Source organism: Brevundimonas sp., assembly GCF_046295075.1.
GTDB lineage: Bacteria > Pseudomonadota > Alphaproteobacteria > Caulobacterales > Caulobacteraceae > Brevundimonas.
In genome coordinates, this window is sequence record NZ_JBKBOC010000022.1 from 1 (window position 1) to 25,120 (window position 25,120).

Here is a 25,120-nt window from a genome sequence, read left to right on the forward strand (position 1 = left end):
CGCGCGCGTCGAAGGCGGCGGCGCCGGCGGCCGTGGACAGGTCCAGGTCGCCATAACGAATGCGAGCGTCCTGGGCCGTCGCGGGGGCGACGACGGCGGCGGACAGAACGGCGGCGGCGAAGATGACGGGGGAGAGAACCTTCATCACTTAGCTCCTGAGGCGAAAATTATCGCTCGAAGTGGCGACGAGGGCGCAATAGTCTTGTCATGCAACAGGATGATGAGGGTTCAGGCGCCGATCCGCGACAATGGGATTAAATCGTCGTCACGGCGCCCAGGCCGTCACCCGCTGTTCCTCAATCCCGCCGCCACGCCGTTGATGGCCAGAAGGATGCCCTCGCGGACGCGGGGGTCGTCGTCGCCGGCGCGGCGGCGGCGGATCAGCTCGATCTGGACGTGGTTCAGCGGCTCGACATAGGGCATGCGCAGGCGGATCAGCCGGTCCAGCTCGGGCTGGCCGCCCAGCAGTTGGTCGTGACCGGTGATGGCCAGGATGGCGTCGTGGGTGCGCTGCCATTCCTCGCGGATCTCGCCATAGATGCGTGAGGCCAGAGACGCGTCGGGGACCAGGGTGGCGTAGCGGCGGGCGATGGTCATATCGGACTTGGCCATGACCATCTCCATGTTCTGGACCAAGGTCTTGAAGAAGGGCCAGGCCTCGGCCATCGCCTTCAGCTCGCCCATGTCCTGACCCTGGACGGCCGAGCCGAAGCCGAACCAGCCGGGCAGCATAACCCGGCTCTGCGACCAGCTGAACACCCAGGGGATGGCGCGTAGGTCCTCGATCCGCGTCGAGGCGGTGCGCGACGACGGGCGCGAGCCGATCTTCAGGTCGGCGATCTCGGCGATGGGGGTGGCGGCGCGGTAGTAATCGACGAAGCCGTCGGTCTCATAGACCAGCTGGCGATAGGCGGCCATCGAGCGGGCCGACAGGTCTGACAGGGTGGCGCCGTGCTCGGCGGTGAAGGCGTGATCCGTCCCCTTGCCCAACGAGGCCAGCATGGCGCCGCAGGTCAGGGCGTCCAGATTGCGCAGGGCGATCTCGGGCTCGCCGTATTTGTTGGCGATGACCTCGCCCTGTTCGGTGGTGCGGATGCGGCCCTGGACCGTGCCTTCCGGCTGGGCCAGGACGCCGGCGAAGGACGAGCCGCCGCCGCGCCCGACCGTGCCGCCGCGCCCGTGGAACAGTTGCAGCTTCAGTCCGTGCTTCTGGGTCACCTCGACCAGGGCACGCGAGGCCTCGTGCAGCTCCCATCCCGAGGTCAGGTAGGAGCCGTCCTTGTTCGAGTCCGAATAGCCGATCATCACCTCCTGCACCCCGCGCGCCTTGGCGACGGCCAGGGCGGACGGCTCCTGAAGCAGACGCTCCAGGGTGGGGCGGGCGGCACGCAGATCCTCAATGGTCTCGAACAGGGGGGCGGCCTGGATCGGGCAGGCGGCGGGGTCTTCGGGCCGATAGAGACCGACTTCCTTGAGCAGCAGATAGACCTCCAGCAGGTCCGAGGCCGCGTCGGTCTTGGACACGATATGGGTGCGGATGGCCTGGGGTCCGAAGGCGGCGAGCGAGGTGGCGGCGGCCTGAAGGATGGCGCGCTCCTTCAGCGTCACGGCCTCATAGTCGGCATAGGGGCTGAACAGCAGGCGCGACGAGGCCAGTTCCTCGGCCAGGACTTTCAGCCGCCCTTCCTCGTCGAGCGCCAGATAGTCGGGGCAGACGCCTGCGACCTTCAGCAGGTCGGCGACGACAACTTCATGGACGTCGGCGTTCTGGCGCATGTCCAGGGTCGCCATGTGGAAGCCGAACACCTCGACCGCCGTGATCAGGTCGCTGAGCCGGTCGTCGGCGAAGACGCCGCCGTGGTGCGAGACCAGGCTGTCGTGCAGGGTCTTCAGGTCGGCCTCGAAGGCGTCGGGACCGGGATAGGGCTGGGCCTCGACGGCGGGACGACGCGGGGCGGGGGCGTCGCCCAGCTTCTGGTGCGTGGCGGCGAGACGGGCATAGACCCCGGTCAGGGCGCGGCGATACGGCTCGTCCGCGCGGTGGGGCGAGGGGTCGTGGGCGGCGTCGGCCAGGGCCTGAAGTTGAGGCGACACCTGGGCCAGTTCGGCGGCGAGGCTGAGTTCGGCCCCCAGGGCGTGAATCTCTTCCAGATAGAAGGTGAGCACCGCCCGGGCCTGGGTGCGGAAGGCGGCCGTCATGACCGTGGCGTCCACGTTCGGATTGCCGTCGCGGTCGCCCCCGACCCAGGTGCCGACGCGCATGAAGGGCTGAAGGTCCGGCGCATCCAGCAGGCGCCGCCAGGCCGCCAGCTGCTTGGGCGCAACGTGCAGGAAGATGCGGTCCAGGAAGGAGACGACGGTGTCGATCTCGTCCTGCACCACCAGCCCCTGGGTGCGGACCAAGCGCGTGGCCCACAGGATGACGATTTGGCGGCGCAGAGGCTCGGATACGGCGTCGAGCGTGCAGGCGTCGCCGGCCTTGTCGCAGGCGTCCAGCAGGTCGGTGATGGCGGCGATCCGGTCGATGACGCTCTTTCGGCGCACCTCGGACGGGTGGGCAGTCAGGACGGGCGAGATCAGCGACTGGTCCAGCAGGGCGCGCACGGCCTCGCGGTCCACGCCCTGATCGGCAAGACGCTTCAGCGCGCCTTCGGGGGTGTCGGGTCGGGCTCCGGCCTCGGCCTGGCTCTGGGCGCGGCGGCGGGTCGAGCGGTCCTCGGCGATATTGGCCAGCAGCGAAAACAGGGCGAAGCCGTGCGCCAGCCCGGCCGCCTGATCCACCGACATGGCGGTCAACAGCTTCTCCAACCGCTTGGCGGGATGGGAGGCCGGGTCGCGGTGATAGGCGATGGAGGCCTGACGCACCGCCTCGACGTGGTCGAACAGGGCCTGTCCGCCCTCGTCTCGGATGATGTCGCCCAGAAGACCGCCCAGCAGTCGGACTTCGTCGCGCAGGGCGTCGTCGGCGGCGGGGCTCATCATCGGGCAAATCCTTGGTCGGCACGGGGAGATCGGTATCTGGAAGGGCGAAAGCGGCTGCGTCAACGCACGATCCGTGACAGCCGCCCCCAGAAATCCCCACCGAGATCATGGTGAACCGGCCGTTAGGGTTTCTTAACCGGCGCGGAGCGATGATGCGGGCCTAGGATTCCAGATCGGTTCCGTCCTTGCCCATGTTCGCCAAACGCCAATCCGCCCTCGCCGCCGCCGCCGGAGCCGCTCCGCGCGCCAAGGACGGCCCGAGCCTGACGCCCGTCATCAACGCCCTGAAGAAGCCGCCGGTCGTGGCGGGCTTGGCCGGGCTGTTTCTGCTGAGCACCAGCGCCCTGTTCCTGACGGTGCTGGGCGATCCCAAGGCCGGAACGCCCTCGGCCCATGTGGCGCTGGAGCGCGAAGCCCCGGCGCCGCAAGCGCCGGCGCCGACCGGGTTCGAGGCCTTCTCCATGGGGGCGATGGGGCTTTATCAGAACCTGGCTGGCGGCGGGGACGCCGCCACGGGCGGCGAGGCCATGATCACCCTGCCGGACGGCGGCAGCGTCTCGGGCGGCGGCGCGGCCTATAGCGCGCCGGTCCATACCGCCTCGCCCTTGGCCAAGGCGCCGATCGCGGGCCTGTCGCAGCCCGGCCCGAACGGCGTCCTGCCGATGATCGCGCCTGACGGCCGCGTCCCGGCCCAGGCCTATGCCCGCCCCTTCCGCCCCAACGGCAAGCCGCGCGTGTCGCTGATCGTCGGCGGTCTCGGCCTGAATGCGGTGACGACTCGCGCGGCCATCGAACGCCTGCCGCCGGAAGTGACGCTCAGCTTCGTGCCCTATGCCGACAACCTGCAATCCTGGATCGACCAGGCGCGGGCGCAGGGCCACGAGGTCATGCTGGAAATGCCGATGGAGCCGACCGGCTATCCCGACAACGATCCCGGCCCCTATACGCTGCTGGCCGACGGCGGCGCCGACGACGTGACCGCCAAGATGGACTGGCTGCTGGGCCGGGCCACCGGCTATTTCGGGGTGACCAACTACCTGGGCGACCGGTTCTCAGGCTCGGACACGGGCATGAACGCCTTCCTGGGCATCCTGCGCCAGCGCGGCGTCGCCTTCCTGGACGACGGTTCGTTCCAGCGCCGACCGGGCGCCTGGGCGCGGGCCAGCGCGGATCGCGTCATCGACCGGACCCAGTCTCCCGCCGCCATCATCGCCGCCCTGAACAGCTTGGAAGCCCAGGCCAAGCTGCGCGGCTCTGCCCTGGGAACCGGCTTCAGCTATCCGGTGACGGTCGAGGCCGCCGCCCGCTGGACCGCCGGTCTGGAACAGCGCGGCCTGCAACTGGCGCCCGCCTCGTCCATGTCGATGCGGCCGGGGCGCTAGTGGCCGATCTCGACGCCTATCGGCCCAATGTCGGTGTCGTGCTGTTCAACCGCGACGGCCTGGTCTGGTACGGCCAGCGCCACGCCACGCCCGGTCCGCATAACTGGCAGTTTCCGCAAGGGGGCGTCGATGCGGGCGAGGATCTGGAAGCCGCCGCCCGACGCGAGCTGCGCGAGGAGACGGGCGTGACCTCGGTCGTGCTGCTGGCGCGGACCGACGACTGGATCCTGTACGACTTCCCGCCCGAGGCCATGAACAACGCCAAGGCCTGGCGCGGCTTCAAGGGCCAGAAGCAGCAGTGGTTCGCCTTCCGCTTCACCGGCGACGAGGCGGAGATCGATCTGGCGGCCGACGACGATGTCGAGTTCGACGCCTGGCGCTGGGGCCCGCTGTCGGACGCCTGCGACCTGATCGTGCCGTTCAAGCGGCCGGCCTATGAACAGGTCGTCGCCGCCTTCGCGCATCTGGCGGCATAGAAAAAGGGCGGCGCGAACGCCGCCCTTTGATAGTCTGCCTTGAAACGGCTCAGGCCGCTTCGGCGGCCTTCTTTTCGGCCTTGCCTTCGATCAGCGGCTGGCCGGCGCCGATCTCGATGCGGCGAGGCTTCAGCGCCTCGGGCAGTTCGCGCTTCAGCGAAATCGACAGCAGGCCGTTGACCAGGTTCGCGTTGGTGACGACGACATAGTCGGCCAGCTGGAAGCGGCGCTCGAAGTCGCGCTCGGCCAGGCCGCGATGCAGATAGGTCTTCTGCGCGGCGCCCCCGTCCAGGTTGGCATCGTTGGCGGTCTTGCGGCCGGTCACGGTGAGCAGGTTTTCCTTCACCTCGATATTCAGCTCGTCGGGGCCGAAGCCGGCGACGGCGATCTCGATGCGATAGGCGTTCTCGCCCGTGGTCTCGATATTGTAGGGGGGATAGCCCGTGTCCTGGCCAGTCGTGCGCGAGGCGCTTTCCAGCAGATTGGCCAGACGGTCGAAGCCGACGGCCGAACGGTACAGCGGGGTGAAATCATAGGTACGCATCAGCATCCTCCTGAGGATCAGCAAGGTTGAGCCGCCCGGCGGTTTGGCCCGGACGGTAGGGATGCAGTCCGACGACCCGAAATCGGCGCCGTCAGTCTGGAGAACCCGAAATCGGCGCTCTCGGGAGAAGAGATGGTGACCTGCAAAACCGCGTCAAGGGGCGCGGCGTCGATGATTCTGCTTGCGTCAAATTGGCCGGCGTCTCGCGAACGTCATTTGCTCGGGCGCCGGGTCTGCCTATGGAGAAGGACCTGAACCCGGAGCCCCTGATCATGCGCCCTGCCGTCTTTGGCCTCGCCGCCGTCCTGCTGTCCGCCGCCCCCGCCGTCGCCCAACAGTCGCCCCAGACCGAAGGCGCCTGGACGCCGCCGCGCTCGGCCCTGTCCAGCGCCCTGCCGACCTTCGCCGAGGACACGGCCTTGCAGGCCGCAGTCGCCGCCGAGACCCGGCCCGCCGCCGACCGCGCGCGCGACGTCTATCGCCACCCTTACGAATCCCTGACCTTCTGGGGCCTGACGCCGGGCATGACGGTGGTGGAGATCGAGCCGGGCGGCGCCAGCTGGTGGCGGCACATCCTGGAGCCCTATGCGGCGGCGACCGGCGGTCGCTACGTGCCCGTCAACCGCCCGCTGGAAGACATGGGCGTGGCTGAAGGCAGTGCGGACTTTATCCTGGTGGCGCGCGCCTTCCACAACTGGTCGCGCAACGACCGGACCCAGCCCTATCTCCAAGCCTTCTTCAAGGCGTTGAAGCCGGGCGGCGTCCTGGCCGTCGAACAGCACCGCAGCGCCGAGGGGCTGAACGTCGCCGACGTGGCCTCGACCGGCTATGTGCCTGAAAGCTATGTGATCCACGAGGCGCGCAACGCCGGCTTCGTTCTGGAGGCGCGCAGCGAACTGAACGCCAATCCCAAGGATGATCACGACCATCCGTTCGGCGTATGGACCCTGCCGCCCATCCGCCAGTCGGCGGCGCGCAACGATCCGTCCGGCCGCACCCTGACGCCCGAGGAACGGGCCGCCTTCGACGCCATCGGCGAGAGCGACCGCATGACCCTGCGGTTCCGCAAGCCGGAATAGCCGGAATAGGGGTTCGCGTTTTGACCGGGCCCGCGAACCCCATTAAGCCCAATCCGCCAAGGTGTGTCGGACGCGGGTCCCGATGTCTGCGGGAGTGTTGAATGGCTGATTGTCTTGCGAGCGCGGGCGGATTGTCGCGTCGGTTCCTGCTGAGCGGCGCTGCGGCGCTGGCTTTGACCGGCGTGGCGGCTTGCGGACGCAAGGACGAGACCGCCAAGGCGCCCGAGGCGCCGCCCACGCCCGCCGGCCCGGCGGAAGGGTCGCTGGAATGGGCGGTCCAGGGATCCTGGCGCTCGGCCCAGGACAAGGCGCGCGACGCCTTCCGCCATCCGATGGAGACGCTGCGGTTCTTCGGGCTTCAGCCGCGCATGACGGTGGTGGAGTTCTGGCCCGGCAGCGGCTGGTACACCGAAATCCTGGCGCCCTATCTGGCCAAGGGGGCGGGGACCTATGTCGCCGCCCTGTTCCCGGAAGGGCCGACCGCCGATCCAGCCCAGGCCGTGCTGAACGCCGCCTTCCGCACGCGGTTCTCCAGCGACAAGAAACTGTATGGCGAGCCGCAGTTCACGGTGTTCGGCGCGGAGTCCGGCCCGGTGACCGCAGCAGCGGGGACGGCGGAACTGTGCCTGTTCATGCGCACCCTGCACGGCTGGATGGCGGCGGGCATCGTCGAAAAGGCCTTCTCCGACGCCTTCGTCGCGCTGCGGCCCGGCGGCATATTGGGCATCGAGCAGCACCGGTTGTCGCCGGAAGAGGATCAGGATCCCGTCGCCGCCAACGGCTATGTCCAGGAGGCCTTCGTGCGCCAGCTGGCGGCCGAGGCGGGCTTCGTCTTCGTCGCGGCGTCCGAGATCAACGCCAATGAGGCCGACACCAAGGACCATCCGTTCGGCGTCGACACCCTGGCGCCCACGCGCCTGACGGCGCCGCGCGGCGAGCCGGCCGATCCCGCCTTCGACCGTTCGAAATACGAGGCGATCGGCGAGAGCGATCGCATGACCTTGAAGTTCAGGAAGCCCGAGTGAACCGCGCCCAAGCCTTCGCCGCCAACGCCCCCCTGATGGGGGTTCCGGGCGCCGCCTCGCCACCCGGCGGCAAGGGCGACTGGTTCCGCGGCGCGGGCGGAATGCGCCTGCGCGCCGGTCTGTGGAAACCGTCGCACCTGAGCGCGGACAAGGTGCGCGGCACGGTGGTGCTGAGCCCCGGCCGCACCGAGCCGATCGAGAAATACTACGAGGTCATCGGCAACTTCCTGGCGCGCGGCTGGTGCGTGCTGAGCCATGACTGGCGAGGCCAGGGGCTGTCGGCGCGCCTGCTGCCCGACCGGTTGAAGGGTCACGCCCGCGCGGTCGAGGAGTTTCTGGACGACTACAACCGCCTGCTGAATGCCTATGAGGATCAGTGCCCCAAGCCCTGGATCATGGTGGGGCATTCCATGGGCGCCTGCCTGAACCTGCTGACCCTCGAAAGCGGCGAGGATCGGTTCGCGGGCGCCGTCCTGTCCAGCCCCATGCTGCGCATCAAGACCGGCAAGCGGTCGATGTGGTCGGTCAAGCTGGTGGTGCGCTGGAACATCCGCCACGGCCAGGCGGGCGACTATATTCTGGGCGATCCCGACGATCCGTTCGACCACAACTTCGCCGAGGACGCCCTGACCTCGGACGAGAGCCGATACGAGACCTGGCGTCAGCAGCTGTATGCCTGCCCGCACCTGGCCATCGGCGGCCCGACCTATGGCTGGCTGGCCTTTGCCCTGGACGCCGGCGAGCGGGCGCTGAAGCCCAAGGCGCTGAAGGCGGTCAAGGCGCCGGTCGTCATCGTCCAGGCCGACGCCGACGACGTGGTGTGGAAACAGACGAACCGCTGGGCCGCCAAACGCATCCCGCGCGGCCGCTATGTCGAGGTGGCTGGGGCCAAGCACGAGGTCATCATGGAGGCCGACGACCTGCGCGCCGTCTTCCTGAACGAGTTCGACGCCATGGCCGACCTGGTCGCCCCGACGGCGGATGCGGTCACTGATCCGTCGGCGAGGACGGTGGATATGACGGCGGAGACGCCGTCCGTCGCCTGAGTTAAATCATGGGCAAAGTTGATTTAATGAGCATTGCCGACTTCCCTTTCATTGCCGTGACCCTCGCTGCACTGCTCGTGCACCTCCTCAGCGGCATCGTGGCAACTTTGATCAAACCTGTCTGGCAAGGCGACACGGTGCTGGATCGCTGGTGGGCGCCGGCCCAGACAGCGAGACTTTTCAATGTGAAGCGATCAGAAATTGGATCGACGCTTGTCTGGTATGCTCTGGTCACGGCGCGTATCGCGCTAGTCATCGCCGTCGTATCGTTCACGCTTGATCTTTTCATAAACTAGAACTGCGACACCCACTCACATCGCCGCCCGCTTCAGCGTCACCAGGGCCTGGTCGATCAGGCGGGCGTCGCCGACGGCGAGGATCTGGCCGTTGTCGTCCGGCGCCGCGCCGCGCCAGTTGACGACCTTGCCGCCAGCGGCCTCGATCACGGGGACCAGGGCGGACCAGTCCCAGGGTTTGAGGCTGGTCTCGGCGACCAGATCCATTTTGCCCGCCGCGACCATCGCATAGGCATAGGCGTCGCAGCCCAGGCGGGCCAGGCGAGCGGTGGCGCGGACCTGGGTCCAGGCGCCCAGTTCGGCGCCGTTGAAGATGTCCGGGTCGGTGGTCGAGATGACGGCGTCGGTCAATTTCTCGCACGCCCTGACGGCGAGCGGCGTCTGGGTCTCGCCGCGCAGCAGTCGCGCGCCGGACGGGCCGCCGATGAAAATTTCGTCCAAATAGGGCTGGGCGATGACGCCGACCGTAGGGCGCGCCTCCTGGCGCAGGGCGATCAGGGTGGTCCATAGCGGCAGGCCCGAGATGAAGGCGCGGGTGCCGTCGATGGGGTCCAGCACCCAGACATGCTCGGCGTCGGGTCGGTCCTGACCGTATTCCTCGCCGATGACGCCGTGGTCGGGATAACGGGCGGCGATCAGGCGGCGGATGGCGGCTTCGGCCTGTTTGTCGGCCTCGGTGACCGGGTCGAAACCGGCGGCGCCGCCCTTGTCCTCATGCCCAATGTCGGAGCGGAAGAAGGGCAGGGTGACGCGCGCGGCTTCGCGCGCCAGTTCGATGGCGAAGGCTTCGTATTCGGTCATGAGGCTCCCTTACCGTGCTTTCGCCGGCTTGGGCGCCCCTCAGCGTCTCAGGCCGGGGCCACATCCGTATGCAGCGACTTGGCAAGATCCAGCAGGCGACGGCGGGGGCGTTCGTCCAGCTGATAATAGGCCTGGATCAGGTCCAGGGTCTCCTTGCGCGAGAAGACCTCGCCGCCCTTGGGCGTCGGCGCGTCATCATCCATCGCCTCGGCGAGACCGTCGTAGAAATAGGCGACGGGCGTTTCCAGCGCCTCGGACAACTGCCACAGGCGGGCGGCCGAGATGCGGTTGGCGCCGCATTCGTATTTCTGGATCTGTTGGAAGCGGATGCCGACCTGGACGGCCAGCTGCTGCTGGGTCAGGCCCAGCAGACGCCGGCGCCGACGCAGGCGGCGGCCCAGATGCAGGTCGATGTCGGCGGCCATGGCCGTGATCCTCGTCTCAACGTCTGTCCCGATGCGGGACGACACACGTCGATGGGGGCAATCGTCGTGCCGGATCGCGTCCGAGGCGAGTTCGGCGATATTGCGGCGAACGTGAAGAGACGACGCAACCGTATGGCCCGAACTGCATTTACTGCTGCAGCTTGGCTTTTAAAGGAAGGAACCACAGCATGGGTTTGGGAATCATTGGTTGGCTCGTCATCGGCATCGTCGCCGGCTGGTTGGCTGAAAAGGTCATGGGTCGTAATCACGGCCTGCTGACGAATCTGATCGTCGGCGTCATCGGCGCTCTGCTCGGCGGCTTCATCTCCAACAACATCTTCGGCACGCCGGTCGGCGGCTTCAATTTCGTCACCCTGATCGTGGCGTTCCTTGGCGCCTGCCTGCTGCTGTTCCTGCTGGGACTGGTCAAGCGTCGCGCTTGATCCGGCAATAGGCTGAAGACGAAGAGGGCGGCTCGAAAGAGCCGCCCTTTTTGCTGCGCGATGTCGTTGATCGATTGCAGGCAAACGAAAGGGCGGTCGGGAAACCCGACCGCCCTTCATCATTCAACCTTGAAAGGCTGTTTTACTGCGGCTCGGTCGGAGCCGGGGTCGCGGCTTCCGGGGCCGGGGCCGGGGCCGGGGTGGTTGGCTCGGTCGTGGCGGGATCGGTCGGTTCCGTGGTCGGCTCAGCCATCGGGTCCGAAGTCGGAGCCGGTGCGGGGGCGGCAGCCGGAGCAGGCGGTGCGCCTGGGATCGGAGCAGCAGCGTCAAACTCGGCCTTGGTGTAGGCCACGACGACGCCGGTGCCTTCCTGGCGGATGCCGCTCAGCGGCACGGCGCGAAGCTGGCCGTCTGCGCCGCGAACGGTGAGCTCTTGCTTACCTTCGGCATTGGACTGAACACCTTCCAGCTTGCCCAGTTCGCCGTCAGGACCTGCGACGCTCGAACCGGGGTTGAGCGAGAGCGATTGCTGCGAGGACGCAGCGGCGGCAGGCGCAGCAGCCGGAGCGGGCGTGGTTTCTTGCGCCATAGCCGGCGCGGCGGTCATGAAGGCGGCGGCAGCGCCGGCCAGAAGAACAGTCTTGATGGTCATGGGAGAACGTCCCCGGTTACGCGAGCCCGACGCCCGCACCGCAATATACTCCCCACGTTACGGATTGTTTCACCTGCCTAGAAATGACCTTGGGAGCGCCCCGGTTGGGCGATTCTTGGTCTATGTTCGGGCAATCACGATTCGAAAGGCCACGCTTGTCCAGCCGACCCAAGCATACGTCAGGTCTGATCCGCCGCCTTCTCGGATTGGCCTATGAGCTGACGCCGCAGATTTTCGCCATTGTGGCGTTCGTGGCCGGGGCCTTGATGCTGGTCACGGCGGTGACGCCGGAGTTCGACGACCGGCTGCGTCGGCTGACCGGGGTCGTGTCTCCGATCCTGATCGACCTGTCCCACTTCGTGGCCAGCATCGCCGGCTTCCTGTTGTTGTTGCTGTCGGCGGGGCTGTGGCGGCGTCGGCGGGGGGCCTATTGGGCGGCTCTGCTGGTGCTGGCGATGGGGGCGGTGTTCTCCATACTGAAGGGACTGGATTGGCAGCAGGCGATCAATCTCGTGATGGTCGCGGCCCTGCTGGCGCCCTGCCGCTCCGCCTTCAATCGCCGGTCGAGGTTGAGCGAGCCGCTGCGGCCCAGCTGGCTGCTGTTGCTCACGGCGGTTGTGGCGGCCATGCTGTGGCTGGGCTTCTTCGCCTATCGCGACGTGGCCTATAGTGATGAGCTGTGGTGGCGTTTCCTCAGCGATCGCCAGGCGTCGGGCTTCCTGCGGGCGGGGCTGGTGCTGGCGATCCTGACGCTGGTCGTGGCGGGGCGCTCCTTGCTGAGTTCACCGGGCGCACACAATCACGGCCCGGCCAGCGCCGCCGACATCGAACGCGCGACGGCGGCGCTCAAGGCGGCGGACTCGGCCACGCCCGAGGCCTGGTTGGCCATGCTGGGCGACAAGGCCCTGATGTTCAGTCCGTCGGGATCCAGCTTCCTAGCCTATCGCGTGCGTGGGCGACGCTGGATCACCATGGGCGAACCGGCAGGCCTGAAGAGCGAGCGTCGTGAACTGCTGTGGTCCTTCGCCGAGATGGCCGACAGCTATGGCGGCGCTGCGGTCTTCTATTCCGTCAGCGAGGATATTCTGGGCGACCTGGCGACGATGGGGCTGGCGGTGCGCAAGGTCGGCGAGACGGCGGTGATCGAGGCCGACAAATTTTCCATCGAGGGCAAGGGCAAGCAGAACCTGCGCACGGCCGTCAATCGCGCCGAACGCGAAGGGTCGTCGTTCGAGGTGCTGCCGCCCGGCTCGGCCGAACCCATCGCCGACGAGCTGCGCGAGATTTCGGACGCCTGGCTGGCCATGCACGAGGGGTCTGAGAAATCTTTCTCCATGGGTCGGTTCGACGCCGCCTATCTGGATTTGACGCCGCTGGCCGTGGTGCGAGAGGGCGGGCGGATCGTGGCCTTCGCCAATCTTCTGACCTCGCCGGACGAGGCGGCGGTGGACCTTATGCGCCACAGGCCTGACGCGCCGCACGGGGTGATGGATTATCTGTTCATCCGCTGCGCCCAGTGGGCCAAGGCGGAAGGCCTGGCCAGTTTCGACCTGGGGATGGCGCCGCTGGCGGGCCTGGAGGATCGCCGGATTGCTCCGGTCTTCGCGCGGGTCGGCGCTCTTGTGTTCGAGGAAGGCGGGGCGCTTTACGGCTTCCAGGGCTTGCGCAGTTACAAGGGCAAGTTCGGGCCGGACTGGCGTTCACGCTTCATCGCCGCCCCCGTGTCCACGCCCCTGCCGCTGGCGCTGCTGGACGTGGCGCTTTTGACCAGCGGCGGATGGCTGGGGATGCTGGGTCTGAGGAAAGGCTAAGTCAGCAGCGCCTTCAGCACCCCGTCCAGCACCGGACGGCCGCGTGCGGTGGCGATCAGCCGGTCGTCTTGCAGCATCAGGAAGCCGTCGGCGATCAGGTCCGCCATCGGCGCGCGCGCGGGCGACAGGTCCAGAGCTGAGAGCAGGCCCACGGGCGCGCCCTCGGTCGTGCGAAGGGCCAACAGGAACCGCTCCTCGGCCGCATCGGCGGGGCTCTGGGCGTCGCGGTCGGGCCAGGGCGTGCCGGCCGATACCCCCACGACATAGTCGGCGATACGGCGATGGGCGACGGTCGCGGTCCTGACGCCGTCCAGGGTCAGCCGCCCGTGGGCGCCGGGGCCGAGGCCCAGATAGTCGCCGCCGCGCCAGACATGCAGATTGTGCGACGACCGGGCGGTCGGGCCGCGCGCATGGTTGGACACCTCATAGGCGTCGAAGCCGGCGGCCGACAGCACGGCTTGGGTGGTTTCATAAAGAGAGGCGGCACGGTCTTCGTCCGGCGGCGTCAGGGTTCCGCGCGCAAAGGCCCGACCGAAGGCGGTGCTGGGCTCTATGGTCAGCTGATAGGGCGAGACATGCTCGAACCCCAGGGCCAGGGCCGTGGTCAGTTCGGCGGCCCAGTCGCCGGGCGTCTGGTCCGGACGGGCGTAGATCAGGTCGATAGACAGGCGGTCGAAGGCGCGGCGGGCCAGATCGACCGCGCGCAGGGCCTCGGCCGCAGAATGGTCGCGACCCAGAAAGCGCAGGGCGGGGTCGTCCAGCGCCTGAACCCCCATCGACAGGCGATTGATCCCGGCGTCGGCCAGGGCGGCGAACCGGCCGGCCTCGGCGTCGGTGGGGTTGGCCTCCAGCGTGATCTCGATCTCGCCAATGGGTGGGAACAGGTCGTGCGCCGCCGCCACGACGCGGGCGACGGCCTCGGGCGCCATCAGCGAAGGCGTGCCGCCGCCGAAGAAGATCGAGGCCAGCCGTCGCGGGCCGGTCAGAATTCTCTGCGCGCGCAGATCGGCCAGGATCGCCTCGACCAGCCCGGCCTGCTCTTCGCTGCGTCCCCGGTCGCGCACGACGTTGAAGTCGCAATAGGGGCAGATACGCGCGCAATAGGGCCAGTGGACGTAGAGGCCGACGTCGGTCCCTGGATCGCAGGGATCAGTCAATCAGGGCGGCCTTCAACTTGGCGAAGGCGCGGGTGCGGTGGCTGATGGCGTCCTTGGCCTGGGGCTCCATCTCGCCGAAGGTCAGGTCGCCGCCGTCGGGCCCATCGTCAGGAATGAAGAGAGGGTCGTAGCCGAAGCCCCGGTCGCCGCGCGGCGGGAAGGTCAGCTGGCCGTGAACCTCGCCCTCGACCACCACGCAGGGGCCGTCGGGCCAGGCGACGGCCAGGGCCGAGGTGAACCAGGCGGCCCGGTCGGTCGCGCCGATTTCCTCCAGCCGTTCCTCGACCTTCTTCATGGCGACGGCGAAATCCTTGCCCGGTCCGGCCCAGCGCGCGGAGAAGATGCCCGGCGCCCCGTCCAGGGCCGCGACGGACAGGCCGGAATCGTCGGCCAGCGAAACCTCGCCCGACAGCTGGGCTGCGTGGCGTGCCTTCAGCATGGCGTTTCCGGCGAAAGTGGTCTCGGTCTCGTCCGGCTCGGGCAGATTCAACTGGCCTGCGGTGACGATCTCGTAATTTCCGCCCAGCAAAGCCGAGATTTCCGGGACCTTGCCGGGGTTATGAGTCGCGACGACGAGCCGCATCCCCTTGATAAGCTTGAGATTCATCGACGATCACGCCCCTGAAACAGTCTATTGCCAAAGTTTAATATCGTTAAACGATATGTAACGTGCCTTTTCTGTCCGCACGGCCTATCTATTGATCGTCAGGAACGAGGTCGCAACGTTCATGGTTTCCGCGAAAACGGAAACGATCATGCGATTAACAAATGCAAAGGGCGATAATCGCCCAAACAGGAAAGACGGAGAAATACCATGCACACGATGAACGTCTCGATGTGGCTCGACAAGGTCGGCGCTGCTTTTGTCAGCACCGTTCTGATCGCCGCCCTGCCGACCGCCCTGGTCGTCATTCTGTTCCAAGGCTTCTGATCTAGCCATTTTCGATCAAGAGAGCTTTGACGACCTGTATGAAGACCGCGATGTATAGAGCCGCGCGCGGGTTCGCCGGACCCCGCGTGGCCACCGCCCCGCCTTCCCCGGCCTGAGATCAGAAAGACCATGCGCCTGCCGACGCCGCCAAATCCGCTGAAGCGAGGCGAGGCAAGCGCCCTGAAGGGGCTGAGCGCCCTGCGTGTTCCGTTTAAAGCCCCATTCAGAGCCATGGGGCCGGGTTCGGTCTCCAGCGTGCTGAAGGTGGTGCTGGACGTCGCCTATATCCTGCTCTGGCTGATCACCGGCCTGCTGCTGCTGCTGGTCATCGCGGCGATCTTCATCCCCCTGGACAATGTGAACATCACCGTCAGCGGGGATTCCGGCGGCAAGCAACTGCCGCTGACGCGCACCCTGCTGCTGTTCGGCCTGGGCGCCGCGACGGCTTATTTCGGCGGCTTCATGCTGATCCTGCGCAGTCTGCGCCGCATCATTCGCACCCTGACCATGGGCGATCCGTTCCAGCCCGACAATGTGCGCCGCCTGCGCCAGATCGGCCTGACCCTGGCGGTCGTGACCGGCGGCGTCTGGGTGGCGCAAGGCTTCGTCGCCAAGCGGCTGGCGCCCGGCGTCATGGACCCGCAGGGGTTCGGCGAACTGCTGACCCCGATCTTTTCCGTGCTGATCGTCTTCGTGCTGGCGGAGGTGTTCCGCGAGGGCGCGCGCCTGCGCCGCGAATCCGAACTGACGATCTGAGCCGTTTCGAATAGGATTTTCCGCATGGCCATCCGCGTCCAGCTCGACCGCGTCCTCGTGGAACGCCGCATGTCGTTGACCGAACTCGCCGACCGGGTCGGGGTGACGGTGGCGAACCTGTCGATCCTGAAGACGGGCAAGGCGCGCGCGGTGCGGTTCTCGACCCTGGACGCCCTGTGCCGCGAACTGGACTGCCAGCCCGGCGATCTTCTGGCGCACGAGCCGGGTCCGGGCGACACGATCGAGGACGACGGCGAGGCATGAGGCGAAAGGGGTCGAGTCGCGACGACAACGGACTGACGCCCGAAGACCGTCGCATCTGGACCCGCGTCGCCGGATCGGTGTCGGCGCCGAAAACGCGCAAGGCCGCCCGCGTCACCCCCGGCGCCGAGACCCCGCCCGAGATCGTCGTCACGCCGATGGAGCGCCCGCGTCCGTTGGCCAAGTCGTCGCCGAAACGCGTCGCCGCCGCGCCCCCGGTCGAAAAACGCCCTTCCCCCCCACGCCCCAAGCCTGCGCCAGAGGATCTGGAGCCGCGTCGCAAGCAGCGGCTGTCGCGCGAACGCGACCCCATCGAGGCGCGCATCGACCTGCACGGCTTTGGCCGGTTCGAGGCCGAGGATCAGCTTCGCGGCTTTTTGACCTCGTGCCAGGCGCGGGGGATGCGGGCGGTGCTGGTCATCACGGGGCAGGGACGGATGGGCGGCGGAGTCATCCGCTCGGCCTTTGCGGAATGGATGCAGTCGCCCGCGCTGCGGGGCGTGGTGTCGGGCTTCACCGTCGCCCACCAGCGGCACGGCGGAAACGGCGCCTTCTACGTCACCCTGAAAAGGCGCCTCTGACGGCCAAGAAAAAGGCCGGACCCGCACTGGCGGACCCGGCCTTTTCGAAAGCACTTGTCGTTGGCTTATTTGGCGGTGATGGCGCCGGCCAGGATCACGTCGATCTGCTTGCCCATATGGTCCGACAGGGCCTGCGCGTCCCATTCGTCATAGGCGGCGCGGCGATAGTTCGACAGATAGGCGTCCCAGATCAGCTCGACCAGCAGACGGCTGTCGGCGTCCTTGGACAGTTCGCCCTTGGCCACGGCCTCCTGCAGGATGCCGCCGATGGCGAGCAGCAGGTTCTTGGTCGCGGCCCGGGCGCGCATCTCGGCGGCGAGGGGCTGGAACCACGACCGGGCGACGATGGCCTGGAACAGGGGCAGTTGGTCCAGCGACGAGTGGTAGCCGGCGCTGAGGGCGGTGACGAGACGCTGGCGGACGGGCTCGCCCTTGGGGGCGGCGGCCTCGACCACTTCGGCCAGACGCGTCATGTCCTCGGTCAGGACGGCCTCGAACAGTTCGGCCTTGTCCTGGAAGTTGGCGAAGACGGCGCCGGTGGACATGCCTGCGCCCTTGGCGATGTCCCGGATGGTGGCGGGCTCGTAGCCGCGCTCGGCGAAGAGCGAGCGGGCGGCGTCGAGAACCTTTTGTCGCGTGCGGATCTTGGCGGCCTGGCGCCGGTTCAGGCGGGGTTCGACGGCGAGGGTTGCGACAGTATCAGTCATAAATCAGGCTTTTACTCTACTTTAAGTCGCGGATGAGGGGGAGCATCCGCCATCGACTTCAGGTGAATATCTCGGCCCGAGGGCGGGACGGATGGGCGCTGCTGCTCCGAAGATGCAGGGATACGGAAGCGGCGCTTGCATCATGGAACCATGACGAAAATGGGTCCGCTTGGCGACCGTAGGTATGAGTCCCTAGTCTTGGCTGGGGGCAGTTTTGGCCGGACGGACCGTGCGGCGCAGCGCCCGGCTGGGGCGATTGCGGCGCTCGATCGGGGTCGCCGCCTGGAAGGCCTTGCGAAACTGGTCGCGTCTCTCGTGGATGGAGGCCAGCACCAGACCCATGGGCACGCCCAGATCGACCAGGGTGTTTTCGGCCAGCTGCAGGCTGGCCTCAGTCGTCTCCGGCACGGCGTCGGTGACGCCCAGGCCATACAGCCGCATGGCGTGCTGGTCGTCGCGGGCGCGGGCGATCAGGATCAGATCCTCGCGCATGGACCGCGCGGCCGTGACCACCTCGTCCACCTTGGTCGGGGCGTCCATGGTCACGATCAGGGCGCGGGTGGATTGCACGCCGCAGTGCTGCAGCATCTCGCGGCGGCCGGCGTCGCCATAGAAGACGTCGAAGCCGTCGCGCCGGCCGGCCGAGACGGCGCCGGGATCGGTGTCTAAGGCGATGAAGGCTTGGTCGTGCTCCTTCAGCATCTCGCCGATCAGCCGCCCGACGCGGCCGAAGCCGACGATGATCACGGCCCCGTCCATCGCCTCGGGCGGAGGAAGGTCGGGCAGGCGCTCGCCATCCGGCGCCGTCTTGCGCGCCAGCCGCTGACCCAGCAGGGCCAGCAGGGGGATGGAGAAGATGCTGACCGTCGCCGACAGGGCCACGGTATTGGTCAGTTGCGGCGGCGCCAGACCTTCGACCAGGCCGGTGGCGAAGACGACGAAGGCGAACTCCCCCGCCGGGGCCAGGACCAGGGCCGTCTCCAGCGCGGGTCGCGCGCCCAGGCCCCAGACCCTTGCCAAGCTGAAGATGACGCCTGTCTTCACCACCGTCAGCGCCAGGGCCAGGCCGAAGACGGCGACGGGATCGGCGGCGATGGCGTCCAGGTCCAGCCCCAGGCCGACGCCGACGAAGAAGACGCCGAGCAACAGGCCCTTGAACGGTTCGATGGAGACCTCGACCTCGCGCCGGAACTCGGTCTCGGCCAGCAGCACGCCCGCCAGCAGGGCTCCGATGCTCATCGACAGGCCGCTGGCCTGGGCGGCGAGGCCGGCGCCCACCACCACCAGCAGGGAGGCGGCGACGAACAGTTCGCCGCCCTGATCGACCTTGCGGGCCTTGGCCACCGACCGGAACATCGGCCGCAGCACGACGCGCCCCAGCAGGACCATCAGCCCCAGGCCGATGGCGGCGGGCACCAAGGTGAACAGGGCTCGCCCCAGGACGGCGGTGTCCAGCGCGCCGCCCTGCTGGGCCAGGGCCGCCAGGACGGTGACGGTGATCAGGATGGGGGCGACCGACAGATCCTGGGCCAGCAGGATGGCGAAGGTGGAGCGGCCGACCGTTCCCTTCAGCCGGCCGCGCTCGGCCAGGACCGGCATGACCACGGCGGTCGAGGACAGGGCCAGGCCCATGCCCAGCACCACGGCGCTGGCCAGCGTCTGACCCATCAGCAGGAAGCCGCAGGCCAGCACGCCGGTGCAGACCACGACCTGCATCAGGCCCAGGCCGAACACCAGCCGGCGCATGGCCCGCAGCCGCTCCCACGACAGCTCCAGCCCGATCATGAACAGAAGAAAGGCGACGCCCAGTTCCGACAGCTGGGCCAACTGACCCGGATCGCCGATGGTCAACCACGACAGCCAGGGCACGCTCTGCGCGAACCGGCCCAGGCCGTCCGGCCCCAGCAGCACCCCCGCCGCCAGGAAACCCAGGATGGGACTGATCTTGAGCCGGTTGACCAGGGGCACGATGACGCCGGCGGCGGCCAGAAAAACCACCAGATCCTTATAGTCCCCGCCCTGACCGTGCATCCGCCCTCCTTATGTCCACGTATGTGACCTTGTTCCCCCGGCCGTGGCGAGAGGTCGCACGGCTTTCATGAACTTTTTTTAAGGCGACACCCCATCGCTCGGGTCTAGGGTCCGCCCCGACCCGTCCGTTTCAGGGGCGACTTCCAGGAATCCGTGATGAAAAGATTGCTTATCGGGGCCGCTGTCGGCGCCATTCTTCTGCCCGCCAGCGCCGTTCTGGCGCAGGACGTCGGCCACGACCACGCCTGCATCGACGAGACCTGCTCGATCGTTTCCCTGTTCTCGGGCGAAGAGACGGCGGCGGGCTGGAAAGGCACAGAGGCGCCCCGCTACGGGACCTGGGGCTTCGACATGGCCGGCCGCGACACATCGGTGAAGCCGGGCGACGACTTCTTCCAGTACGCCAACGGCACGGCGCTGGAAAAACTGGTCATCCCGTCGGATCGCACCAGCTACGGCTCGTTCGCCCTGCTGCGCGAACTGTCGGACAACCGCATGAAGGAACTGGTGCTGGGCCTGGCGAACCGCACCGACCTGGCGCCCGGTTCGGACGAGGCCAAGGTCGCCGACGCCTATCGCTCCTACATCGACGAGGCGCGCATCGAGCAGCTGGACGCCCAGCCGCTGCAACCCTATCTGGCCGCGATCCGCGCCGCCGACAGCCATGAAAAGATGGCCGTCTATATGGGTCAGACGGTCGGCCGATTCGGTTCGTCCTTCTTCGGCACCGGCATCACCATCGATTCCAAACAACCGACCCGCTACGTCGTCTCGACGGGCCAATCGGGCATCGGCCTGCCGAACCGCGACTACTATCTGGACGCCCGTTTCGCCGACAAGAAGGTCCTGTACGAGGCCTATGTCGCGCGCATGCTGGGCATGATCGGCTGGGCCAACCCGACCGAGACCGCCGCCCAGATCGTGGCTCTGGAAAGCAAGATCGCCGAGGCCCACTGGTCGCCGGCCGAGAACCGCAACCGCGACAAGACCTACAACGAGTTCACCATCGCCAAGCTGGCCGAAGACGCGCCGGGCTTCGCCTGGCAGGCCTATTACGACGCCGCCGAACTGGGCGGCGTGCCCCGCCTGATCGTGCGCCAGGACACGGCCATGCCCAAGATCGCGGCCATCTACGCCGAGACGCCGGTCGAGCTGTTGCAGGCCTGGGAAGCCTTCCACACCGCCGACGACATGGCGCCGATGATGTCCAAGCGCTTCTCGGACGCCCAGTGGGAGTTCCGCTCGCGCGACCTGTCGGGCCAGCCCGAGCAGCGCACCCGCGAAAAGCGCGCCATCTCTTTCGCCGAAGGTTCGCTGGGCGAGGCTGCGGGCCGGCTCTATGTCGCCCAGTATTTCCCGGCCGAGTCCAAGGCCAAGATGGAAGAACTGGTCGCCAACCTGCGCACCGCCCTGTCGCACCGGATCGAGAACCTGACGTGGATGGGGACCGAGACCAAGGCGGCGGCGCAGGAGAAGCTGCGCAAGTTCACCGTCAAGATCGGCTATCCCGACAAGTGGCGCGACTACTCCGGCTTGGAGGTCCGCCCCGACGACTTGGTCGGCAACGCCGAGCGCCGCGGCCTGTTCGAGTGGAACTATGACCTGGCCCGCCTGAACGAACCGGTCGATAAGTCGGAGTGGGGCATGACCCCGCAGACGGTGAACGCCTATTACAACTCGGCCAACAACGAGATCGTCTTCCCGGCGGCGATCCTGCAGCCGCCCTTCTTCGATCCGAACGGCGATGCGGCGGTCAACTATGGCGGCATCGGCGGCGTGATCGGCCACGAGATCGGCCACGGTTTCGACGACCAGGGCTCCAAGTCCGACGGCGACGGCGTGCTGCGCAACTGGTGGACGCCCGAGGACAAGGCCAACTTCGAGGCCCTGACGGCGCGTCTGGGTGCGCAATACGCCACCTACGAGCCGATCGCCGGCTACACCATCAACCCCGGCCTGACGATGGGCGAGAACATCGGCGACGCCTCGGGCGTGGCGGTGGGGCTTGAGGCCTATCACCTGTCGCTGAACGGCCAACCGGCGCCGGTTCTGGACGGGGCGACGGGCGATCAGCGCTTCTTCTACGGCTGGGCCCAGGTCTGGCAGTCGAAGTATCGCGACGAAGCCCTGAAGCAGCAGGTCGCCACCGACCCGCACTCGGCGGCCCAGTTCCGGGTCATCGGCCCGGTGCGCAACATGGACGCCTGGTACGACGCCTTCGACGTTCAGCCGGGCACGAAATACTATCTGACGCCTGAGGAACGCGTCCGCCTCTGGTAAGGCGACGCTTCTTCGATAAATGGAAAAGGCCGGGGTCCGCCCCGGCCTTTTTCATATCGACAATCGTCTCTCGAAACCTCGACACCGCATCGACAATTTGTCGAGGTTTTTAGAAGTCACGCCTGGGTTCCAGGCGCGAAAAAGCCCGCTGCGGGGGATACATCGCAGCGGGCTTTCGCGCTCTTTGCAGAGCGGACGTTTCCTCCCCGAAACGCCTTCGAGTGCTGCGCGCTTGAGCAACGCTTGCCCTCGAGTGAGTTCATTTGACGCATCGGCCCCCGCCCCGTCAACGGCCGGTTTCGCCGGAGTCGAACTTTCTTCGACTTATCGCTGATAACTCATCTTCAGCACGCCTTATTATCGAAGCTTATTCGATAATGGATTTGATGGCGGCGACCAGACCGGCGCGGGGGATTTTCATCTGGCCCGGACGTTCGGCCTTCCACGCGTCGTTGTCGGTGATGGCGGCGGCGGCGGCGCGGCCGGCGTCCAGATCCTTGATGGTGACCTCGCCGGCCGCGATCTCGTCCCCGCCCAGGATGACGACGGCGGGGGCGCCGCGCCGGTCGGCGTATTTCATCTGCGCCTTCATGCCTGCGCGACCCAGATAGAGCTCGGCGGCGATGCCTGCGGCGCGCAGTTCGGCGACGGCGGTCAGGTAGTGGGCCATGTCGTCTTCGGAGAAGACAATGACCACGACGGGTCCGCGCACGGCGTCCTCAGCCCCGCGACCGGCCGCGCGCAGGGCCGAAGCCAGGCGCGAGACCCCGAACGAGAAGCCGGTGGCCGGCGTGCTCTGGCCGGTGAAGCGGGCGACCAGATCGTCATAGCGGCCGCCGCCGCCGATGGAGCCGAAGCGCACCGGCCGACCCTTGTCGTCCACGGTGTCCAGCAGCAGTTCGGCCTCGAACACGGCGCCGGTGTAATATTCCAGACCGCGCACGATGGTGGGGTCGAACTTCACCGCCTCCTGACCGACCGACATGGCGGCCAGCGCCCGGTCGATGGCGGCGAGCTCGTTCAGCGCCGCCTCGCCTGCTGCGCCCAGATCGCCCGAGCGCGCGACGGCGTCCAGTGTTTGCGCCCGCGTCAGGCCGGGCGTATTGGCCGAGGCTAGGAAGGCCTCGATGGCCGCCGTCACCTTGGCGGGCAGGGCCGCGCCCTTGGTGTAGTCGCCGGACTCGTCCAGGCGGCCTTCGCCCAGCAGCTGGACCACGCCCTCCCAGCCCAGGCGGTCGAACTTGTCGATGGCGCGAAGCGCCGTCAGCCGCTGACCGGCCTCGGTCACGCCGCCGGCGTCGAACAGGCCGTCGAACAGTTTGCGGTTCGAGACGCGGATCTGGGCCTGTCCGGCGTCGAGACCCGCGCTTCGCAGACCCTCGCAGGCCATGGCGATGATTTCGGCGTCGGCCTCGGGTCGGTCCGAGCCGACGGTGTCGGCGTCGCATTGCCAGAACTCACGGAACCGACCGGGACCGGGCTTTTCGTTGCGCCAGACCGGGCCATAGGCGTAACGGCGGAACGGCTTGGGCAGGGTCTCCCATGTCTGGGCCGCGAACCGGGCCAGAGGCGCGGTGTGGTCGTAGCGCAGGGCCATCCATTCTCCGGGTTCGTCCGAACCGGCGTCGTCTTGCATGGCGAAGACGCCCTCGTTGGGACGGTCCGCGTCGGGCAGGAATTTGCCCAGGGCGTCGGCATATTCGAAGGCTGGCGTCTCCAGCGGCTCGAAGCCCCAGCGCTCATAGACCTCGGACACCCGGGCGACGATGCGCCGCTCGGCGGTCAGGTCGCGACCGCGCTTGTCGGCGAAGCCGCGGGGGTTGCGGGCGAGGGGGCGGATCGGCGTTTCGGTGCTCATGGCGCGCGCTTAAGCCAAGGGGCGAGGGACCGCAAATTGCATGGGCGGCGAGAGCGCTGTGGGCGGGATCAATGAATGTCGGTCGATGCACACAGGCGGTTGTTACGAAAAGAGAAATCGCAATGGGGCGGAACCTGGGCGAGGGCTTTCCGTTGTTGAGGCGATGACGCCGCACGCCCTTCTCGTACCCCGCACCTGCAACACGTCGGACCGACGCACCATCCGCTGGTGGGAGTGCGAACTGGTCGATATGGATGGGTCGCGACACATCCGGCACCAGGCCTTCTTCTCCATCGGCGAGGCGAAATCCTGGGCATCGGCGCAGGGCTATCCGGTCAGCGATGACACCGCGTCGTCCCGCGAAGTCTGATGACCAAGGCGGTGCCGAAGGGCGTTCTGACCGCCGAATCGTTTGACACGCCGCGTATCCTGCTGGCCGGCGCCGTCGATTATGCAATGTACGACAGGTTCCGCGATCAGCTTGCCGACGCCCCCAAGACTGGTCTGACGGTGATCGAGTTGTCGACGCTGGGCGGCGATCCCGAAGTCGCCCGGATGATGGGCGAGGACGTCCGGTTTCAGAGCGACATCAATCCGTCGCGGCGGCTGGTCTTTCTAGGCAAGGCGGCGATCTATTCCGCTGGAGCCACCTTCATGAGCTTCTTCGCCGTGGAGAACCGCTATCTGACACGGGGCGCGCGGGTCATGATCCACGAGCGCAAGATGGACAGGACACTGCATGTGACCGGGCCGTTGACCACCTGCATCGCCTCGGTTCGCGCGATGCTGAACGAGCTGGAACACTCCATCGCCATCCAGAACGAGGGGTTCGAAAACCTGGTGCGCGGATCGTCGGTGACCATGGAGGATGTGCTGAGACGCGCCCCGGCCAACTGGTACATCGAGGCCCAGGAGGCCAAGGCGCTGGGCCTGATCGCGGAAGTGATCTGACCCGGCGGCCGGGTCAGGCCTGAAGCGTCTCCACCGTCAGATTGCCGTTGGTGTAGACGCAGATCTCGGCGGCGATCTTCATCGCCTTGCGGGCGACCTGTTCGGCGTCCAGTTCGGTCTCATCGATCAGGGCGCGGGCGGCCGACAGGGCGTAGTTGCCGCCCGAACCAACAGCGGCGACGCCGTACTCCGGCTCCAGCACGTCGCCGACGCCGGTCACGGTGAAGATGGACGACTTGTCCGCCACCAGCAGCATGGCCTCAAGCCGACGCAGATAGCGATCGGTGCGCCAGTCCTTGGCCAGGTCCACGCAGGCGCGGGCCAACTGGTCGGGATACTGCTCCAGCTTTGCCTCCAGCCGCTCGATCAGGGTGAAGGCGTCGGCCGTGGCGCCGGCGAAGCCCGCCAGCACCTTGCCGCCGGCCAGAACCCGCACCTTGCGCGCCGCGCCCTTGACGATGGTCGGCCCCATGGAGACCTGGCCGTCGCCGGCGATGACGGTGCGGCCGTTCTTGCGCACCGCCAGGATGGTGGTGCCGTGCCAGTCGGGGAAGGACGAGGAGGGAGCGTCAAAGGATCGGGTCATGCCGATCAGATGGACAGTGGGCGCTGCGGGATCAAGTCTAGCAAGCTCCTGACACCGGT

26 protein-coding genes are annotated in these 25,120 nt (G+C 67.5%); 14 read left to right on the plus strand and 12 right to left on the minus strand.

All coding sequences use genetic code 11. From position 1 onward, the window contains the following. Together ACK4MH_RS14245 and ppc are read right to left on the minus strand one after the other, a co-directional pair. Nucleotides 1–145, minus strand: a 145-nt coding sequence (locus tag ACK4MH_RS14245) for a UrcA family protein (protein ID WP_409719586.1), incomplete at its 3' end; no start/stop codon positions are given. Nucleotides 146–282: 137 nt separating this feature from the next. Then, complete coding sequence (ppc, locus tag ACK4MH_RS14250; protein WP_409719507.1) at nucleotides 283–2,982, minus strand: phosphoenolpyruvate carboxylase; 2,700 nt, start codon at nucleotides 2,980–2,982, stop codon at nucleotides 283–285. A gap of 191 nt (nucleotides 2,983–3,173) precedes the next feature. Here ppc and ACK4MH_RS14255 point away from each other — a divergent pair, with 191 nt between their 5' ends. Both ACK4MH_RS14255 and ACK4MH_RS14260 read left to right on the plus strand, forming a co-directional pair. Beyond that, nucleotides 3,174–4,364, plus strand: a complete 1,191-nt coding sequence (locus ACK4MH_RS14255) for a divergent polysaccharide deacetylase family protein (RefSeq protein ID WP_409719588.1) — start codon at nucleotides 3,174–3,176, stop codon at nucleotides 4,362–4,364. Further along, entirely contained in the window at nucleotides 4,364–4,840 is a 477-nt protein-coding gene (locus ACK4MH_RS14260; protein ID WP_409719509.1) for an RNA pyrophosphohydrolase, read from the plus strand. Before ACK4MH_RS14255 ends, ACK4MH_RS14260 begins: the two co-directional genes overlap by 1 nt. 49 nt (nucleotides 4,841–4,889) lie before the next feature. On the opposite strand, the gene ACK4MH_RS14265 is transcribed toward ACK4MH_RS14260, so the two are convergent. Continuing rightward, complete coding sequence (locus ACK4MH_RS14265; RefSeq protein WP_409719511.1) at nucleotides 4,890–5,384, minus strand: Hsp20 family protein; 495 nt, start codon at nucleotides 5,382–5,384, stop codon at nucleotides 4,890–4,892. Nucleotides 5,385–5,656: 272 nt separating this feature from the next. Between ACK4MH_RS14265 and ACK4MH_RS14270 the strand changes: the two genes are divergently transcribed. The 4 genes from ACK4MH_RS14270 (at nucleotide 5,657) to ACK4MH_RS14285 (ending at nucleotide 8,830) form a co-directional block, all read left to right on the plus strand. Then, complete coding sequence (locus ACK4MH_RS14270) at nucleotides 5,657–6,463, plus strand: class I SAM-dependent methyltransferase (RefSeq protein ID WP_409719513.1); 807 nt, start codon at nucleotides 5,657–5,659, stop codon at nucleotides 6,461–6,463. Between the two features lie 101 nt (nucleotides 6,464–6,564). Further along, nucleotides 6,565–7,488 carry a class I SAM-dependent methyltransferase gene (locus tag ACK4MH_RS14275; RefSeq protein WP_409719515.1) on the plus strand — a complete coding sequence of 308 codons (924 nt, stop codon included), beginning with the start codon at nucleotides 6,565–6,567 and terminating at the stop codon, nucleotides 7,486–7,488. Beyond that, nucleotides 7,485–8,534 (plus strand): alpha/beta fold hydrolase, encoded by a 1,050-nt coding sequence (locus ACK4MH_RS14280; RefSeq protein WP_409719517.1) that lies wholly within the window; start codon nucleotides 7,485–7,487, stop codon nucleotides 8,532–8,534. Before ACK4MH_RS14275 ends, ACK4MH_RS14280 begins: the two co-directional genes overlap by 4 nt. A 26-nt stretch (nucleotides 8,535–8,560) precedes the next feature. Then, nucleotides 8,561–8,830 carry a hypothetical protein gene (locus tag ACK4MH_RS14285; protein ID WP_409719520.1) on the plus strand — a complete coding sequence of 90 codons (270 nt, stop codon included), beginning with the start codon at nucleotides 8,561–8,563 and terminating at the stop codon, nucleotides 8,828–8,830. Nucleotides 8,831–8,845: 15 nt separating this feature from the next. Here the strand turns inward: ACK4MH_RS14285 and hisN are convergent, their stop codons facing one another. Together hisN and ACK4MH_RS14295 are read right to left on the minus strand one after the other, a co-directional pair. Then, a complete protein-coding gene (gene hisN, locus ACK4MH_RS14290) occupies nucleotides 8,846–9,631 on the minus strand; it encodes a histidinol-phosphatase (protein WP_409719522.1) in 786 nt (261 codons plus the stop codon). 47 nt (nucleotides 9,632–9,678) lie between these two features. After that, on the minus strand, nucleotides 9,679–10,065 hold the full coding sequence (locus ACK4MH_RS14295; protein WP_409719590.1) for a helix-turn-helix domain-containing protein: 387 nt from the start codon (nucleotides 10,063–10,065) through the stop codon (nucleotides 9,679–9,681). A gap of 179 nt (nucleotides 10,066–10,244) precedes the next feature. Here ACK4MH_RS14295 and ACK4MH_RS14300 point away from each other — a divergent pair, with 179 nt between their 5' ends. Continuing rightward, nucleotides 10,245–10,499: a GlsB/YeaQ/YmgE family stress response membrane protein gene (locus ACK4MH_RS14300; protein ID WP_055754335.1), complete on the plus strand. Its 255-nt coding sequence runs from the start codon at nucleotides 10,245–10,247 to the stop codon at nucleotides 10,497–10,499. Between the two features lie 142 nt (nucleotides 10,500–10,641). On the opposite strand, the gene ACK4MH_RS14305 is transcribed toward ACK4MH_RS14300, so the two are convergent. Further along, the gene (locus tag ACK4MH_RS14305; protein ID WP_409719524.1) at nucleotides 10,642–11,151 is read right to left on the minus strand and encodes a hypothetical protein; all 510 of its coding nucleotides are present in this window, start codon (nucleotides 11,149–11,151) and stop codon (nucleotides 10,642–10,644) included. 155 nt (nucleotides 11,152–11,306) lie between these two features. On the opposite strand from ACK4MH_RS14305, the gene ACK4MH_RS14310 reads away from it, so the two are divergent. Then, on the plus strand, nucleotides 11,307–12,962 hold the full coding sequence (locus ACK4MH_RS14310; RefSeq protein ID WP_409719526.1) for a GNAT family N-acetyltransferase: 1,656 nt from the start codon (nucleotides 11,307–11,309) through the stop codon (nucleotides 12,960–12,962). Here ACK4MH_RS14310 and hemW read toward each other — a convergent pair. After that, nucleotides 12,959–14,119 carry a radical SAM family heme chaperone HemW gene (gene hemW / locus ACK4MH_RS14315; RefSeq protein ID WP_409719528.1) on the minus strand — a complete coding sequence of 387 codons (1,161 nt, stop codon included), beginning with the start codon at nucleotides 14,117–14,119 and terminating at the stop codon, nucleotides 12,959–12,961. The two genes, ACK4MH_RS14310 and hemW, sit on opposite strands and share 4 nt — an antisense overlap. Beyond that, entirely contained in the window at nucleotides 14,112–14,726 is a 615-nt protein-coding gene (rdgB, locus tag ACK4MH_RS14320) for an RdgB/HAM1 family non-canonical purine NTP pyrophosphatase (RefSeq protein WP_409719530.1), read from the minus strand. Before rdgB ends, hemW begins: the two co-directional genes overlap by 8 nt. Before the next feature lie 453 nt (nucleotides 14,727–15,179). Here rdgB and ACK4MH_RS14325 point away from each other — a divergent pair, with 453 nt between their 5' ends. Genes ACK4MH_RS14325 through ACK4MH_RS14335 form a run of 3 tightly spaced genes read left to right on the plus strand, consistent with a single transcriptional unit; the run spans nucleotide 15,180 to nucleotide 16,648 of the window. After that, nucleotides 15,180–15,806: a DUF2975 domain-containing protein gene (locus ACK4MH_RS14325; protein WP_409719532.1), complete on the plus strand. Its 627-nt coding sequence runs from the start codon at nucleotides 15,180–15,182 to the stop codon at nucleotides 15,804–15,806. Nucleotides 15,807–15,830: 24 nt separating this feature from the next. Next, complete coding sequence (locus ACK4MH_RS14330; protein WP_017504942.1) at nucleotides 15,831–16,070, plus strand: helix-turn-helix domain-containing protein; 240 nt, start codon at nucleotides 15,831–15,833, stop codon at nucleotides 16,068–16,070. Next, the gene (locus ACK4MH_RS14335; protein WP_409719535.1) at nucleotides 16,067–16,648 is read left to right on the plus strand and encodes a Smr/MutS family protein; all 582 of its coding nucleotides are present in this window, start codon (nucleotides 16,067–16,069) and stop codon (nucleotides 16,646–16,648) included. The genes ACK4MH_RS14330 and ACK4MH_RS14335 overlap by 4 nt, the downstream gene beginning before the upstream one ends. 65 nt (nucleotides 16,649–16,713) lie before the next feature. On the opposite strand, the gene ACK4MH_RS14340 is transcribed toward ACK4MH_RS14335, so the two are convergent. Then, nucleotides 16,714–17,355 (minus strand): TetR/AcrR family transcriptional regulator, encoded by a 642-nt coding sequence (locus ACK4MH_RS14340; protein ID WP_135193997.1) that lies wholly within the window; start codon nucleotides 17,353–17,355, stop codon nucleotides 16,714–16,716. A gap of 192 nt (nucleotides 17,356–17,547) precedes the next feature. Next, entirely contained in the window at nucleotides 17,548–19,386 is a 1,839-nt protein-coding gene (locus ACK4MH_RS14345) for a cation:proton antiporter (protein ID WP_409719537.1), read from the minus strand. Nucleotides 19,387–19,542: 156 nt separating this feature from the next. Here ACK4MH_RS14345 and ACK4MH_RS14350 point away from each other — a divergent pair, with 156 nt between their 5' ends. After that, nucleotides 19,543–21,666 (plus strand): M13 family metallopeptidase, encoded by a 2,124-nt coding sequence (locus ACK4MH_RS14350; protein ID WP_409719539.1) that lies wholly within the window; start codon nucleotides 19,543–19,545, stop codon nucleotides 21,664–21,666. 367 nt (nucleotides 21,667–22,033) lie between these two features. On the opposite strand, the gene hisS is transcribed toward ACK4MH_RS14350, so the two are convergent. Next, nucleotides 22,034–23,524 carry a histidine--tRNA ligase gene (hisS, locus tag ACK4MH_RS14355; RefSeq protein ID WP_409719541.1) on the minus strand — a complete coding sequence of 497 codons (1,491 nt, stop codon included), beginning with the start codon at nucleotides 23,522–23,524 and terminating at the stop codon, nucleotides 22,034–22,036. A gap of 163 nt (nucleotides 23,525–23,687) precedes the next feature. On the opposite strand from hisS, the gene ACK4MH_RS14360 reads away from it, so the two are divergent. Further along, nucleotides 23,688–23,894 carry a hypothetical protein gene (locus ACK4MH_RS14360; protein WP_409719543.1) on the plus strand — a complete coding sequence of 69 codons (207 nt, stop codon included), beginning with the start codon at nucleotides 23,688–23,690 and terminating at the stop codon, nucleotides 23,892–23,894. After that, complete coding sequence (locus tag ACK4MH_RS14365; protein ID WP_409719545.1) at nucleotides 23,894–24,475, plus strand: ClpP family protease; 582 nt, start codon at nucleotides 23,894–23,896, stop codon at nucleotides 24,473–24,475. The genes ACK4MH_RS14360 and ACK4MH_RS14365 overlap by 1 nt, the downstream gene beginning before the upstream one ends. A 13-nt stretch (nucleotides 24,476–24,488) precedes the next feature. Here the strand turns inward: ACK4MH_RS14365 and hslV are convergent, their stop codons facing one another. Further along, complete coding sequence (gene hslV / locus ACK4MH_RS14370; protein WP_409719547.1) at nucleotides 24,489–25,061, minus strand: ATP-dependent protease subunit HslV; 573 nt, start codon at nucleotides 25,059–25,061, stop codon at nucleotides 24,489–24,491. Between the last annotated feature and the right edge of the window lie 59 nt (nucleotides 25,062–25,120).

Coding starts and splice junctions, on each gene's coding strand:
- ACK4MH_RS14345 (WP_409719537.1), bottom strand. CDS start 19,386: ATGCACGGTCAGGGCGGGGACTATAAGGATCTGGTGGTTTTTCTGGCC.
- rdgB (WP_409719530.1), bottom strand. CDS start 14,726: ATGAATCTCAAGCTTATCAAGGGGATGCGGCTCGTCGTCGCGACTCAT.
- hisN (WP_409719522.1), bottom strand. CDS start 9,631: ATGACCGAATACGAAGCCTTCGCCATCGAACTGGCGCGCGAAGCCGCG.
- ACK4MH_RS14365 (WP_409719545.1), top strand. CDS start 23,894: ATGACCAAGGCGGTGCCGAAGGGCGTTCTGACCGCCGAATCGTTTGAC.
- ACK4MH_RS14335 (WP_409719535.1), top strand. CDS start 16,067: ATGAGGCGAAAGGGGTCGAGTCGCGACGACAACGGACTGACGCCCGAA.
- ACK4MH_RS14340 (WP_135193997.1), bottom strand. CDS start 17,355: ATGACTGATACTGTCGCAACCCTCGCCGTCGAACCCCGCCTGAACCGG.
- ACK4MH_RS14350 (WP_409719539.1), top strand. CDS start 19,543: ATGAAAAGATTGCTTATCGGGGCCGCTGTCGGCGCCATTCTTCTGCCC.
- ACK4MH_RS14270 (WP_409719513.1), top strand. CDS start 5,657: ATGCGCCCTGCCGTCTTTGGCCTCGCCGCCGTCCTGCTGTCCGCCGCC.
- ACK4MH_RS14360 (WP_409719543.1), top strand. CDS start 23,688: ATGACGCCGCACGCCCTTCTCGTACCCCGCACCTGCAACACGTCGGAC.
- ACK4MH_RS14330 (WP_017504942.1), top strand. CDS start 15,831: ATGGCCATCCGCGTCCAGCTCGACCGCGTCCTCGTGGAACGCCGCATG.
- ACK4MH_RS14255 (WP_409719588.1), top strand. CDS start 3,174: ATGTTCGCCAAACGCCAATCCGCCCTCGCCGCCGCCGCCGGAGCCGCT.
- ACK4MH_RS14285 (WP_409719520.1), top strand. CDS start 8,561: ATGAGCATTGCCGACTTCCCTTTCATTGCCGTGACCCTCGCTGCACTG.
- hslV (WP_409719547.1), bottom strand. CDS start 25,061: ATGACCCGATCCTTTGACGCTCCCTCCTCGTCCTTCCCCGACTGGCAC.
- ACK4MH_RS14275 (WP_409719515.1), top strand. CDS start 6,565: ATGGCTGATTGTCTTGCGAGCGCGGGCGGATTGTCGCGTCGGTTCCTG.
- hisS (WP_409719541.1), bottom strand. CDS start 23,524: ATGAGCACCGAAACGCCGATCCGCCCCCTCGCCCGCAACCCCCGCGGC.
- ppc (WP_409719507.1), bottom strand. CDS start 2,982: ATGATGAGCCCCGCCGCCGACGACGCCCTGCGCGACGAAGTCCGACTG.
- ACK4MH_RS14305 (WP_409719524.1), bottom strand. CDS start 11,151: ATGACCATCAAGACTGTTCTTCTGGCCGGCGCTGCCGCCGCCTTCATG.
- ACK4MH_RS14300 (WP_055754335.1), top strand. CDS start 10,245: ATGGGTTTGGGAATCATTGGTTGGCTCGTCATCGGCATCGTCGCCGGC.
- ACK4MH_RS14265 (WP_409719511.1), bottom strand. CDS start 5,384: ATGCGTACCTATGATTTCACCCCGCTGTACCGTTCGGCCGTCGGCTTC.
- ACK4MH_RS14325 (WP_409719532.1), top strand. CDS start 15,180: ATGCGCCTGCCGACGCCGCCAAATCCGCTGAAGCGAGGCGAGGCAAGC.